Here is a 13456-nt window from a genome sequence, read left to right on the forward strand (position 1 = left end):
TCATGGCTCCAGGCGCCGCTCTTCTTCTTCATCAACCGCGTGGTCCAGCACCTGCTGGCACACATCGAGCAGGTGCTGGCGCTGCTCGTCATCGACAAACACATACAGTGGCAACAGGCGGATCAGGCGCTTGATCTCCCGGTAGAAGTGGATGCGCTGCACCACCTCGGCAATGCCCATCGCATCCGCCAGACGCTCAAGGTCATGGGCGCCGACCCAGCGCTTGTCGATCAGGGTGATCAGGTCGCCCATCAAGTCAGAAGGCGCGGATGCCATTGTTTTCGCCCCCCTTGACCAGCGCGGCCACACTGACCTCCACCCCTAGAATCAGCCGGGTCAACGCCAAGCCGGCCAGGGCAAACACATACTTTGCGTTATCCGCTACACGCGCCTGCTGGCCACGACCGGCGCTGAAACTGTCCAGGTCCGCGCTGAACTCACGCATCACATAGCCTGCAGCTTGGGTCAGCGGCGTATTGGGGTATTTGCTGCGGATGTAGTCCAGCACCTCGCGCAGGTTGAGGCTGCTGGTCAGGGCTCCGGTATAGGTAGCCGCCAAGGGGTCGAGCGCAGCGTCGGCGCGGCCGTCGACCTGGGCAAACATCCCGTTCAGGCGCATACCCAGCTTGATCGCGGCGTCATCCGCCAAGGGCAGTTGCTGGAGCTGAGCGGCCAGCTCGGATTTGGCATCCGCCGACAACGCATCAAGATGAGACTTGAATTGCGACAGGTTCTCGAATTGACCCCGCGTCACCTGAACCACCAAGGCATTCATGGCCTGGCTCGGCTCGACCGCCCTGACCTTGCTTTCCTGGCTGGCCAGTTTCTTGAGCAACTCGTTGCGCTGGCGATCGGTCGCCTCCATCGAACTCCTGCGTGCCGGCAAGACCTTCCCTTCGAGCTTCTCGGGAAGTTCCCTGGCGCTATCGGCGACTGACTGGCGTGCCGTCAGCAGCGTGATCCTGGCCGGGTTTGCGCCGGGCACTGCTGGCTCGGCTGAACGCGTCGCCGTGCTCAGCGGTACTGTCGATCCGATTTGCCCCATCATTCCTACCTACCTCCGCACCTGTCCTGGACCTGCAATTTTCCTCCCGCAGCCAGGTTGCCGCCGCCAGATCTGGTCGCTTGTTTTTATATCCCTGCGCCCTGCTGCCACAGCTAAAAACAAGCGACGTTTTTTGACGGTGGGCGCCCGGCGCGTTTTATAGAGTGGCTACCCCACACCCCAGATGCCCCTCATGAATGCGGTTCTGAAAGACCCTACCCAACAGATCAGCCTCGCTATCGAGAACGCGCGACTGCTTCAACTGCGCGGTCGGGTCAGCCAGGTCACCGGCACGGTCATCCGCGCCATCGTGCCTGGCGTGCAGATCGGTGAGCTGTGCCTGCTGCGCGACAGTTGCAATGACCTTGAGGTGGTTGCCGAGGTCATCGGCTTCCAGCAGCACCAGGCGGTGTTGATTCCCCTGGGTGAGATGCACGGAATTTCGTCACGCACCGAGGTCATCGCTACCGGCCAGCCGCACCGTGTGGCGGTCGGTGAGCACTTGCTGGGCAAGGTTCTCGATGGCCTGGGCAAGCCGATCAACGGCGAAAACCTGGTAGTACCTGCTGCGTATTACCCGGTCCATCAGGACGCCCCGCCCCCGCTCAGCCGGCGCATGATCGCGCAGCCGCTGGCCTTGGGCGTACGTTGCATCGACGGCCTGCTGACCTGTGGCGAAGGGCAGCGCATGGGTATTTTTGCTGCCGCTGGCGGGGGCAAGAGCACCCTGCTGGCGACCCTGATGCGCAACGCCGAGGCGCAGGTGGTGGTGCTCGCACTGATTGGCGAGCGTGGTCGTGAGGTGCGCGAGTTCATCGAGTCGGACCTGGGCGAAGAAGGCATGCGCCGGGCGGTACTGGTGGTGGCCACCTCCGACCGGCCGGCCATGGAGCGTGCCAAGGCCGCCTTCGTTGCCACGGCAATCGCCGAATACTTCCGCGACCAGGGCCAGCGGGTGCTGCTGTTGATGGACTCGGTCACCCGCTTCGCCAGGGCCCAGCGCGAGATCGGCCTGGCTGCGGGAGAACCACCCACCCGGCGCGGTTTTCCGCCGTCGGTATTTGCCCAGCTGCCACGCCTGATGGAACGTACCGGGCAATCGGACAAGGGCTCGATCACTGCGCTCTACACCGTGCTGGTGGAGGGTGATGACATGAACGAACCCATTGCGGAAGAAACCCGCTCGATTCTCGACGGGCACATCGTGCTTTCCAGCGCCCTGGGCGCTGCCAACCACTACCCGGCGATTGATGTGCTGCGCTCGGTCAGCCGCGTCATGGGCCAGATTGTCTCGCCCGAGCAGCGTGCGGCAGCCGGCCAGTTGCGCGAGTGGATGGCCAAGTACGAAGAGGTCGAGCTGCTGCTGAAGATCGGCGAATACCAGAAAGGTCAAGACGCCGTTGCCGACCTCGCCATCGCCAAGCACGACGCGATACGTGACTGGCTGCGCCAAGGCACCCGGGAAGTGTCGACCCTTGAACAGAGCATCGGGCAACTGAAGGTATTAGCACAATGCCATTGAGTACCCTGGTACGGATCAAGTTGTTCAAGCTGGACAAGGCTGAACGCGATACCCGCCAGCAACTGGCGCAATTGCGCAGCATTGAGACGGTGTATCAACAGAGCATCGAATCGCTGCAGCGTTATCGTGACTGGCGCCTGGGTGAGGAAGCCACGCTGCTTGCCTGCCATCAGGGCCAGGTGCTCGAGCGCAAGACGCTTGCGCAGTGGCAGCGCCAGGTAGCAGCGATGCGTGCAGCCGAGGCCTGCCTGGTCGAGACGCTGGATGAGCAAACACGTCTGCTGGATGAGCAACTTGCGCGCCTGCGACGTAGCCAGCAGCAGTTGGCAAGCGCCCGGCAACAGGCGGAAAAATTCAATCAGCTTCAGCAGCAGGCGTTTGCCGAACAGCGAAGCCTGCTTGAGCACAAGGAAGCGCTGGAGCTTGAAGCCTTCACTCGCCAAGGGATACAGACCTTTGAAAATCCCTGATATGCAGGCAAGTGCCCCTCTGGAAGTGCCGGCAGCGGCAGTAGTGTGCCTCCCCGTCAATCGCGTGCGCTTTGAGAAAGCCATGGCGTACTTGCCAGCGCAGGAAGACGCCCAGAGCGGCCTTGGTGGCACCGACCCAGAGCTCGATGGTGAGCCGGCAAGGCCTGCTCCCAGCGCCGAAAACGTGCCGGGTAGCGTCGTTATGCCCGGCCCGGCATGCCCGGAAAAGCCGCCCGTCAAACACCAGAAGGCCCAGCAAAGGCACGCGCGCTGCGAGCCTGAAGAAGAGCGCATCAAGCTTCCTGCGGATCAACGACCGCTCCCGACGCCAGCAACCCCGGCCCTGTTGATAGGCCCACCGGCGCCTATTGTGCAAGTATCTGCGAACCTGCCAAACGGAAACGCGCAATCTGCTCCGGCACCCGCCACTCATCATCAACAAGTAGTGGCCGAACATGATGCGTCGACAAGGGTGCCTCCTAGAGCGGAACAGATCAGCCCGCAGATGCCGCACCCTGAAAAGCAGCCTGACGCTGCATTGCCGGTGCAACACTCATTGCCTATCGCGCCAGTTCAGAGAAAGCCCCAGGCCTCTGAGAAAGCACCGCGCGGTATCAGTGCGCTCGCCGTGCCTGCTCTCTCCAACGAGCCGCACACTCCCTTGCTCCCCAGTGCCGCACCACACCGAGAGCCCGTGGACCCTGCCAGCAATTCAGCGCAGATGCGCCAGAGCACTCTGCCTGCAAGCGAACTACTGCCCGTCATCGGCCAGCCGCAAACGCCCGGCGACCGCCTGCTGGCCACCCTGCACAGCCCGCCTGTGCCCACACCACTGAAACGTGAGCTGGAGCAACTGATCAGTACCTTGCAAGCACACCTCTACAGCGCTGCGCCCGCAGCCAAGGGCGGCACACTGATACGCGTGACGCTGCCCAGCCTGGGCACCATTGAAGTGCACCTGAGCCAGGTTCAGGGCCAGTTGCATGTGGACATCAGCGCCTCAGCGGGCAGCCTGAACACCTTGCAGCAGGCGCGCGGTGAGTTGTTGGAGCGGTTGCACCGGCTTGCCCCCGAGCAGCCGGTCAGCCTGGCGTTCGGCAATGCCAAGGATCAAGGCTCACGCCAGCGTCGCAACCTGTATGAAGAGTGGGAGCCCGAAGCATGAGCACCCTTGGCTTTACACAGGTCGACAGGGCCCAACTGGCCCTGCAACAGCAACTCGACCACTGTCGCAGGCACTATCCGTTTGCTGGAGGGCTGGCGACCCTGAGCCTTGAACCACGCCCTGCCAGCGTGGATTGCAGCCTGTGGGTCGAATGGCGTGGTGTGGCGTTGAAACTGCACTGCCACAGCGTACTGCTGGCGGCCTGGCTCTCACCGAACCTGCAGGAAGCGGCGTTTTCCAGCCTGCCCTGTGCGCTGCAATTGGCATTGCTGCAGCGCGTGGCAGGGGTGCTGCCCGACCTGATCTGCTCTCACATCGAGCGCTCCCGAGCGGACGTAACAGAGTACAACCTGTGCCTGACCCTCACTGACGACGGCCGCCGTCTCCCCCTGTGGATCGAAGGCGACGGCCCTTCTCTACTTAAACAGTTGCCAGCAAGGCCACCGAGCGAATGGCATCCGCTAACGCTGCAACTGTCCCTGCAATGGCCCTCGCTACAACTGCCCTGCGCGCAACTTCGCACACTCGCTTGCGGCGACATTCTGTTGTTCGCACCGGCAACCCTGCTTGACGGCAAGCTCTTCGGTTACCTGCAAGGTCGCCGGTGGGCCGAATTGACCCTGAACAACGCTGAACTGGAAATCATCACCATGCTCGACAATGCGCTGGCTGAGCCTGCATACGACCTCACCGACCTCAACCAGCTGGAGGTCCAGGTCGGCTTCGAGGTCGGCCGCCAATCCCTTGACCTGCATACCTTGGCCAGCCTGGGCCCTGGCTCACTGATCGACCTGGCAGCGCCCCTCAACGGCGAAGTGCGTATTCTGGTCAACCAGCGCTGTATCGGCAGCGGCGAGCTGGTCAACATCCAGGATCGGCTCGGCGTGCGCATCCTGCGATTGCTGCCAGGCAGCCCTGCATGATCCAGTTGCCCGACGAGCTCAGCCTGATCCTGGGCCTGGCGCTACTGGCCTTGCTGCCATTCATTGCGGTAATGAGCACCTCGTTCATCAAGATCACCGTGGTCTTTGCGCTCCTGCGCAACGCCCTGGGCGTCCAGCAGATCCCGCCGAACATGGCCATGTATGGCCTGGCGATCATTCTCAGCATCTACGTGATGGCGCCAACCGGGTTCTCCACCTATGACTACCTGCGCACCCATGAGGTGAAGCTGAGCAACGCCGAATCGGTGGAGGGCTTCCTCGACGAAGGTATTGCGCCCTACCGCGACTTTCTCAAACGCCAGATCAACCCGCGCGAACAGGCCTTCTTCCTTGATGGCACGAAAAAGCTGTGGCCCGCGGAGTACGCGGACAGAATCGATGGCGACAGCCTGCTGATCCTGTTGCCGGCCTTCACCGTCAGCGAACTGACCCGGGCCTTCGAAATCGGCTTCCTGATCTACCTGCCATTTATCGCCATCGACCTGATCATCTCCAACATCCTGCTGGCAATGGGCATGATGATGGTCTCGCCGATGACCATCTCGCTGCCGTTCAAGCTGCTGCTGTTTGTCCTGCTTGATGGCTGGGCGCGGCTCACCCACGGGCTGCTGCTCAGCTACGGGATAAGCGCATGAACAGCGCCGAGATACTCCACTTGACCGGGCAATGCCTGTGGCTGGTGTTGGTCCTGTCGCTACCGACGGTACTGATGGCCGCCGCCGTCGGCACCCTGGTGTCATTGGTACAGGCCCTGACCCAGATCCAGGAGCAGACGCTGGGTTTTGTCGCCAAGCTGGTCGCCGTGGTCATCACCCTGTTCGTCACGGCCGGCTGGATGGGCACCGAGCTCTATGGCTATGCCGACCTGGTGCTGACGAGAATCCCAGGGGTGCGATGAACATTCAGGACCTGCAACACTTGCTGCTCACCTACAGCCTGATTTTGCCGCGGCTGCTCAGTTGCTTTGTGGTGCTGCCCATTCTTGGCAAACAGAACCTGGGGGGCGGGCTGATCCGCAACGGCGTGGCCTGCTCGCTGGCACTGTTCATCTACCCCAGCGTTGCCGGTACCTTGCCGCCGCTCATCAGCGGCCTGGAATTGGCGCTGCTGATCGGCAAGGAAGTGCTGCTGGGCCTGCTGATCGGCTTCATTGCCAGTGTGCCGTTCTGGGCCATCGAAGCCACCGGTTTCATCATCGACAACCAGCGTGGCGCCGCCATGGCCTCCACCCTGAACCCCATGCTTGGCAGCCAGACCAGCCCGACCGGCCTGCTCCTGACACAGACCCTGATCACCTTGTTCTTTACTGGTGGCGCCTTCCTGACCCTGCTCGGGGCCTTGTTCCAAAGCTATGCCAGCTGGCCTGTCGGCACCTTTTTTCCGCATGTCGGCAGCCAATGGGTGAATTTTTTCTATGACCAGTTCACTCACTTGCTGCGTTTGTGCGTCCTGCTGGCTGCGCCGCTGATGATCGCCATGTTTCTTGCCGAATTCGGCCTGGCGTTGGTCAGCCGCTTTGCCCCCTCGCTCAACGTGTTCATCCTGTCAATGCCGATCAAGAGCCTGGTCGCCAGCCTGCTGCTGGTGTTGTACGTCAACATCCTCATGGGCCTGGCTTATGACCATGTATTGAACGCACTGAACCCGGTCCTGCTGCTGACACCCATACTGGCCGCCCCATGAGCGCAGAAAAGAGCCAGCCACCCACAGACAAGAAACTGCGCGATGCGCGGCGCAAAGGCCAGGTCGCCAAGAGCAAGGAGGTCGTCTCGACGCTGTTGATCATCGCGATGGTGGCAATGATCATGGGGCTGTCCGATTACTACATGACGCACTTCGGCGAGCTGATGTTGTTGCCTGCCGCGTATGTGCACTTGCCGTTTGGCCAGGCACTGCATTTGATGGTCGACAGCCTGCTGCGCGAAGCGATCTACCTGTGCCTGCCGCTAATGATAATGGCGGTGCTGGTGGCCATCTTCAGCCACCTCATGCAGAGCGGCTTTCTGTTCAGCGGCGAACCGATAAAGCCGGACATCAAGAAGATCAACCCGGTGGAGGGCATGAAGAAGATTTTCTCGGTCAAGAACCTGATCGACTTCATCAAGTCGATCTTGAAGGTGGCCTTGCTCACCGTGCTGGTCTGGTCGACGCTGAAAAACGATCTGAAAACACTGTTACTGCTGCCCTACTCGGGCCTTGGCAGCATCGCGGCGGTTACCGGGCAACTGGTGCACTACCTGATGATGATGTGCGCCGCCGGCTTTCTGCTGATTTCGGCTATCGACTACGCGCTTGAGCGTTTTCAGCACCACAAGCAACTGCGCATGAGCAAGGATGAAGTCAAACGCGAACACAAGGAAATGGACGGCAGCCCGGAGATCAAGGCGCAGCGCCGGCAGTTGCACCGGGAGCTGCAAAGCGGCTCGATGCGCGCTGACGTGAAGCGCTCGTCGGTGATCGTCACCAACCCGACGCATATTGCCGTGGGCATTCGCTACCAGCCTGGTGAAACGCCGCTGCCCCTGGTCACCTTGATGTACACCGATGCCCTGGCCTTGCGGGTGAGGCAGATCGCGCAGGAAGAAGGCATACCGGTGCTTGAGCGCGTACCGCTGGCGCGCGCCCTGCACAGCGACGGCTTGGTCGACCAGTACATTCCCGCAGAACTGATCGAACCGACCGCCGAGGTACTGCGTTGGTTGCATAGCCAGCAGAAACAGGGTTAGTCCTTAGCCCTATGTGCTTCATTTACGCCGAAGCAAAGGCCTCCTCGTCTTCGGATTGCTCGATCGCAGCTTCCACCTCAAGCTGATGACGCGTCCATTCTGCTGCAATGGCCGGGTTCTCGAGGATCTGCTGTTCGATGCGTTGGGTTTCCTTGAACTCAAGCGCCTTGGCGCTCATGGTCCATTGCGTTTCAACACCCAATTCTTCCAGCTCGGCTCGGATGGCTGGCAATCCGATGCGGAAGAATTCTTTACGTGGGTTTACCTTGTTTACCTGCTCTCGCAGGAAGTGCCGGTGAAGCCTTTTCTCCAGCCCAGGTGCATCGTCGCTGAAAATCATGGCGTGCACGTCGAACTCGAACGGGACACTTGCATCGCCGAGTTCACGCACGCGATCCTGCGGTTCCAAACGACGTGTCATGCCGATTTTAAAGACCTGCTCACCAAATGAGCCGATATTGGAAATGACATACACATGGCCAGCTCGAGTCTGCTGAGCCATGGAAAGCGCACGTTGGTTTTTCTCTTCAGCGGCCTGCAGTTGCTCCTGCAGCAATGCCAAGCGCTCTTCAAACTCGGCGCGCTCGGCAGCGCTGGCGGCGGCCACTTGCTCCTGGGCTTTTTCAAGGGCTTTGCGCAAGTTGGCTTCTTCTTTGGCCGCCTCTTTGATGGCCCGCTCAAACTCGCGACGGGCCTTCTCTTCCTCGCGGATTTTTTCGCGAAGCTGACGTTGCTCCTCACGTTCCTGGTCTTTGAGCAGTTTCGCAGTCACAGCCCAGCGCAGCTCTTCCAACCGCGAGTGCAAATACTCTTCGTTGATCCGGGCATTGCGAAATGGAGCACCGTTAAGGTTTACCAACGCCGCAGCGTCGCGAATCTCCTGTTCAAGCTTGCCGTGGTTGTCCGACTTGGAACGAGAAAGGACTGAGTCGACCTTGCCGTTGAATGCATCGACGACAAATCGAACAGCGATCTCACGCCGATTCGCTTCGACATAATCACAAGCAGCAGCCCTTCCCGACTTGACCATCAAACGCGTGTAGTCCCGCGCTGCTTTGAGCTTCTGACCGGCTTCAGTGAAGCCGAATTCTTCCGCCAGGTCATCCAGGAGGTTGTAGGTCGGAACGATGTAGGCATCGCCATATCCTTCCACAACATTCTTCATGGCCTGAGCGGCATCAGCGTAATGCTTGGCCTTGCCCATTGCGGCCAAGGCATCTCCAGCCACCTGCTCGGCGCGCGCCTGAGCATCAGCAACAATTTTGCCGGCATCCGCAACAGCCTGCTGCAGGCGACTTTCAGCTTGCTCCACCTTCGCCTGGGCCTGCTGCAACAGGCGATCACGCTCCACTTTGGTCTTGCCGAGCATTTGAGTTGATTCGGCCTCGGCCTGTGCAATAGCCTGCTTTAGTCGGGCGTCGGCTTGAGTCACTTTGGACTGAGCCTGTTGCAGAAGCTGGTTACGCTCCGAGTTTGCCTGCGAAAGAATCCGTGCAGCTTCTGCCTCAGCATCCACGATGTCCTTAAAGCGCTCCAACTCCTTCAGTGCTTGCTCAAGCTGTTGCCGAAGAGTAGCAAGCCCTTCTTCAGTGGTTCTCAGATCGTTCTGCCGGGCAGCCAACTCTGTCTTGAGCTGGTTGATCTGCCCTTTTGCTCTAACGCTATTAATCAGAAAAACGACAGCAGTAATGCCTGCGATTAATGCCAGAAACTCCATGAGCGGCTATCCATGTCCAGAAAAACCATGGATCGTACATGGCTATCACGGCCAGCCGCCATACTCTTTGGCTGAACCCTATCCAAGCGAAACATGGCAAATTGGAACCACCCCCCACCTTTACCCTACACTGCGCCCCTCTCACGCTTTGAAATCGGCAGGTGCCGGTACGTGAATAAGGAGATTCTGGTGTTTTTCAATGCTCGCCGTTGTTTCGCTTTGAGCGCTATCACGCTTGCCTCCCTCAGCCTCACCGGGTGCTTCAGCGAGGAAATCGACACTCGCCAAACCCAGGAAATCCAGGGGTTGGTGTACAAAGTCCACGCGGATGACCCGTTCACCGGCCGGGTGCTCAACTACCCCATGTCGGTACTGGGGCTGTTCAGCGTTGGCTCGTGCGCAGTCGACTTCAAGAAAGGCCTGCCTGACGGGGAAATGCGCTGCTCCGACAATGCCGGCGTATTGCTCGGAGTCGGTGAGTTCAAGGCCGGCAAGCGCGACGGCAAGGAAGAGAAATTCGACGCCAAAACAGGCAAGAAGACCGCCGAAGGCAACTGGAAGAAAGGTGTCCAGGACGGCCTGCAGGAGCAGTTCAACCCGCAGAGCGGTGAACGCATTCTTGAAGTGCACTACACCGCCGGCAAGAAAGACGGTCGCGAACGTGCCTGGGACGGTCAAGGTAAAGAGCTGATTGCCGACCTTGAGTGGGAAAACGGCGTACAGAGCGGTTTCGACAATCGCGGCACACAACATCGCACCTACCTCAACGGTAAATACCACGGGCTGCAAAAAGAGTTCGGCATTGATGGCAACCGCTTCTTCGTTGCGTACGAACAGAACTACGCGAACGGTGAACTTCACGGCACCCAGAAGCGCATCAATGCCAAAGGCAACGTGACCGAGCTGAGTGAGTTCGAACACGGGAACCTGCGAGCGCGTACCGTCGATGAATACAGCTACGGCGGCCAGCATATTCACCATGTCAGCCGTCTGGCCATCAAGGCAGACGTGAATGAATTCATCGCCAGCGACCTGAGCAACGATGGCCTGGAGCAATACTGGGACAACAATGGCCATCTGATCCGCGAGCTGGTGTGGAACAAAGGCAAACTCGTCAGCGCCGTTGCCTCGACATGGGTGGGCGACCAGCAAGTCGGCCAATACCAAGGGGTGGCGCGCGGTGGGGATGAGCATCAGGATGACGTGACCAAGCACGGTCAAGAACGAATTTTCGACCGCAACGGTGAACTGCAAGCGGTGGTGGTCTGGAACACGGGCGAGGTAACCCATACCCTGGTCGCGCTTCCTGCGGATCGCCGTAGCCAGTACCCCGGCAAGATGGCCCTGCTCAACCCCAACTGGGGCTGGGGCAACCCGGTGCAGGAAATCCCGGATTTCGATACAGCCAGCCGCTACGATGGCGGTGGCTACGCGATTGACCACATCACCATCGTCGATATCCCGGCCCCGGGGCAGGCGATTCAAATGCAGCCTGCAAAGCCCCAGGCTGTCGCCGCAGCCGCCAGCAATAGCCTGGACAATTGCGTGCAGCAACGGGTCGATGCGGTGCATGCAGAAAATCCAGACGCCTTGATACGCTCAGACATGATTGAAGAGTTTGAGCAGGACTGTCAGTAAGGCCGTCGTCAGGGGCATCTGCTGGATGCCCCTTTTTTTGAGCAAAAAACGTTTCATCTGGAGTTTTTTTGCCTCAAACCATCATAGACATTGCCGCCACGAGCTATTTCTGCACAATGATCCACACCAGAAACTGACTCGAAGGCCTACTGATGGATCTTACGCCCCAGGATGAACGACTTATCAAGGCCCTGGCCTTGGCCATCGTCAATCGCCCGCGCGCGACCCTCAAGGAACTGGCCGAGGCCGCCGGCGTCAGCAAGGCCACCCTGCACCGCTTCTGCGGCACCCGCGACAACCTCGTGCACATCATGGAAACCCATGGCGAGGCCGCACTCAATCGCATCGTCGTCGACACCGACCTGCCCAACGCCGACCCGCTGACCACACTGCGCAGCCTGATCAACGAACACATGGCCCACCGCGAGCTGATGGCGTTCCTGCTGTTCCAGTACCGGCCCGACACCGTCGGCCCCGAAGGTGACACCGGGCGCTGGCAGTCCTATATCAAAGCCCTGGACGCGTTCTTTCTGCGCGGCCAGCAACAGGGCGCGTTTCGCATCGATATTACCGCTGCGGTGTTCTCGGAAATTTTCCTGACCATGATCTTCGCCATGGTCGATGCCGAGCGCCGCGGCCGCGCCGCCAGCGCCAACTCGATCACCGTGCTGGAGCAGATGTTCCTGCACGGCGCCCTGGTACCCAAAGTCGACAACGTCTGAACTACAAGCAAAAAAAGCCCCGCGCCCAATAAGGTACGCGGGGCCAATAAGGTTGGATGCGCCAACCCGGATAACGCTGCCCTGCCCTATTTACTGGCAACCTGAGCCGACCAGCCCCCGCCGAGTGAACGGAACAGGTCCACCAGCGCAATCTGGCGCTGGGTGCTGATGTCGATGGCCGCCGACTGGTTGACGAAGTGGCTGCGCTGCGCATCAAGGTAACGCAGATGGCTGTCCACCCCGCCCTCGTAGCGCGCCTTGGCCAACTTCAACGACTCGCTGCTGGTGGCTGCCAACGCCAAACGCGCAGCCTCCTCCCGACGCAACGTGTCGGTGGCCGCCAAGGCGTCCGCAACTTCGCGAAATGCGCTCTGCACCGTGCCTTCATACCCCGCCACGGCAGAATCCTTGCGCGCTTCGGCCAGGCTCAGGCCGGCACGGTTGCGACCGCCATCAAACAGCGGCACCGACAACGTCGGCATGAAGCTCCAGGAGCGCGAGCCGCCATCGAACAACCCGGACATCTGCGCGCTGGAGGTGCCGAAGCTCCCAGTCAGGGTGATCCGCGGGAAGAACGCGGCGCGGGCGGCGCCAATATCGGCGTTGCGCGCGCGCAGGCGGTGCTCGGCCGCAAGGATGTCCGGGCGACGCTCGATCAGCTCCGAAGGCGTGCCTGGGGCGATGTCCTGCAACAGTGTTGGCCGGGCCTGCAGCGTATGCGGGAGGGTCTTCGCCGCATCGGCGCTGCCCAGCAGCAAGACCAGTGCGTTGTAGGCCTGCTGCTTCTGGCGCAGATTGCTTTCCAGCTCGGCACGCGACTGTTCGACCAGCCCCGCTGCTTCCTGATAATCCAGCGCCGTGGCCGTGCCGGAAGTACGCCGCTGGCTGATCAAGCTCAACGAACTGTCGCGGCTGGCCAGGGTCTGCTCAGTCAACGCCAGGCGGCGCTGGGCGCCGTCGTGCACCAGGTAGGCCTGGCTGACTTCGGCAATCAGCGCGATGCGCGCGGCACGGGCGCCGGCTTCGCTGGCCAGGTACTCCTGCAACGCCGAATCGCTGAGGTTTTTCACCCGGCCGAACAGGTCCAGCTCGTACTCCGGCAACGACAGGCCGACCTGATAAGTGCTCGCCACCTCGGAGCGGCCGCCGTTGGCCAGCTCGCCCGGCAAGCGTTGGCGATTGCCTGAGGTGCCGGCATTCAGGCCGGGCACCCGGTCCGCGCGCTGGATACGGTACTGCGCCCGCGCTTGCTCGATGTCCAGCAACGACTGGCGTAGCGAGCGGTTGTTCTCCAGCGCAGTGCTGACCAACCGGCGCAGTTGCGCATCCACAATAAACTGCTGCCAATCCAGCGCCTCGCTGGCGAGCGCTTGCTGCGCGGGCGCACCCTCCCAGCGCTCGGCCACAGGTGCAGCCGGCCGCTCATAGGTCGGTGCCATGCTGCAGCCGCCGAGCGCCAGGGCGATCAGCAGCATCGGCACGGGGAAAACGGTATTAGCCATGATCA

At 60.8% G+C, this 13456-nt stretch carries 14 protein-coding genes; 10 read left to right on the forward strand and 4 right to left on the reverse strand.

Going from position 1 to position 13456, the window contains the following annotated elements; all coding sequences use genetic code 11:
* Positions 1-276, reverse strand: coding sequence for a TyeA family type III secretion system gatekeeper subunit (locus tag M5G11_RS24625; RefSeq protein ID WP_273912823.1), 276 nt, complete (start codon positions 274-276; stop codon positions 1-3).
* On the reverse strand, positions 257-865 hold the full coding sequence (locus M5G11_RS24630; RefSeq protein WP_273912822.1) for a hypothetical protein: 609 nt from the start codon (positions 863-865) through the stop codon (positions 257-259). Before M5G11_RS24630 ends, M5G11_RS24625 begins: the two co-directional genes overlap by 20 nt.
* Before the next feature lie 373 nt (positions 866-1238).
* Between M5G11_RS24630 and sctN the strand changes: the two genes are divergently transcribed.
* From sctN to sctU, 8 genes are all read left to right on the forward strand, one after another.
* Positions 1239-2567, forward strand: coding sequence for a type III secretion system ATPase SctN (gene sctN, locus M5G11_RS24635; protein WP_273912821.1), 1329 nt, complete (start codon positions 1239-1241; stop codon positions 2565-2567).
* Entirely contained in the window at positions 2558-3037 is a 480-nt protein-coding gene (gene sctO, locus M5G11_RS24640; protein WP_273912820.1) for a type III secretion system stalk subunit SctO, read from the forward strand. Before sctN ends, sctO begins: the two co-directional genes overlap by 10 nt.
* A 721-nt stretch (positions 3038-3758) precedes the next feature.
* A complete protein-coding gene (locus M5G11_RS24645; protein WP_273912819.1) occupies positions 3759-4202 on the forward strand; it encodes a type III secretion system needle length determinant in 444 nt (147 codons plus the stop codon).
* The gene (gene sctQ, locus M5G11_RS24650) at positions 4199-5125 is read left to right on the forward strand and encodes a type III secretion system cytoplasmic ring protein SctQ (protein ID WP_273912818.1); all 927 of its coding nucleotides are present in this window, start codon (positions 4199-4201) and stop codon (positions 5123-5125) included. Before M5G11_RS24645 ends, sctQ begins: the two co-directional genes overlap by 4 nt.
* Complete coding sequence (gene sctR, locus M5G11_RS24655; protein WP_273912817.1) at positions 5122-5781, forward strand: type III secretion system export apparatus subunit SctR; 660 nt, start codon at positions 5122-5124, stop codon at positions 5779-5781. Before sctQ ends, sctR begins: the two co-directional genes overlap by 4 nt.
* Complete coding sequence (sctS, locus tag M5G11_RS24660) at positions 5778-6044, forward strand: type III secretion system export apparatus subunit SctS (protein WP_273912816.1); 267 nt, start codon at positions 5778-5780, stop codon at positions 6042-6044. The genes sctR and sctS overlap by 4 nt, the downstream gene beginning before the upstream one ends.
* On the forward strand, positions 6041-6829 hold the full coding sequence (sctT, locus tag M5G11_RS24665) for a type III secretion system export apparatus subunit SctT (RefSeq protein ID WP_273912815.1): 789 nt from the start codon (positions 6041-6043) through the stop codon (positions 6827-6829). The genes sctS and sctT overlap by 4 nt, the downstream gene beginning before the upstream one ends.
* The gene (gene sctU, locus M5G11_RS24670) at positions 6826-7872 is read left to right on the forward strand and encodes a type III secretion system export apparatus subunit SctU (RefSeq protein WP_273912814.1); all 1047 of its coding nucleotides are present in this window, start codon (positions 6826-6828) and stop codon (positions 7870-7872) included. The genes sctT and sctU overlap by 4 nt, the downstream gene beginning before the upstream one ends.
* A 22-nt stretch (positions 7873-7894) precedes the next feature.
* Here the strand turns inward: sctU and M5G11_RS24675 are convergent, their stop codons facing one another.
* A complete protein-coding gene (locus M5G11_RS24675; RefSeq protein WP_273912813.1) occupies positions 7895-9589 on the reverse strand; it encodes an SNIPE associated domain-containing protein in 1695 nt (564 codons plus the stop codon).
* A 171-nt stretch (positions 9590-9760) separates the two neighbouring features.
* Between M5G11_RS24675 and M5G11_RS24680 the strand changes: the two genes are divergently transcribed.
* Both M5G11_RS24680 and M5G11_RS24685 read left to right on the forward strand, forming a co-directional pair.
* Entirely contained in the window at positions 9761-11227 is a 1467-nt protein-coding gene (locus M5G11_RS24680; protein WP_273912812.1) for a toxin-antitoxin system YwqK family antitoxin, read from the forward strand.
* A gap of 152 nt (positions 11228-11379) precedes the next feature.
* Positions 11380-11949 carry a TetR/AcrR family transcriptional regulator gene (locus M5G11_RS24685; RefSeq protein WP_273912811.1) on the forward strand — a complete coding sequence of 190 codons (570 nt, stop codon included), beginning with the start codon at positions 11380-11382 and terminating at the stop codon, positions 11947-11949.
* An 86-nt stretch (positions 11950-12035) separates the two neighbouring features.
* Here the strand turns inward: M5G11_RS24685 and M5G11_RS24690 are convergent, their stop codons facing one another.
* Positions 12036-13451: an efflux transporter outer membrane subunit gene (locus M5G11_RS24690; RefSeq protein ID WP_273912810.1), complete on the reverse strand. Its 1416-nt coding sequence runs from the start codon at positions 13449-13451 to the stop codon at positions 12036-12038.
* Positions 13452-13456 lie beyond the last annotated feature (5 nt).

Source organism: Pseudomonas fontis, from assembly GCF_028656955.1.
GTDB classification, from domain to species: domain Bacteria; phylum Pseudomonadota; class Gammaproteobacteria; order Pseudomonadales; family Pseudomonadaceae; genus Aquipseudomonas; species Aquipseudomonas fontis.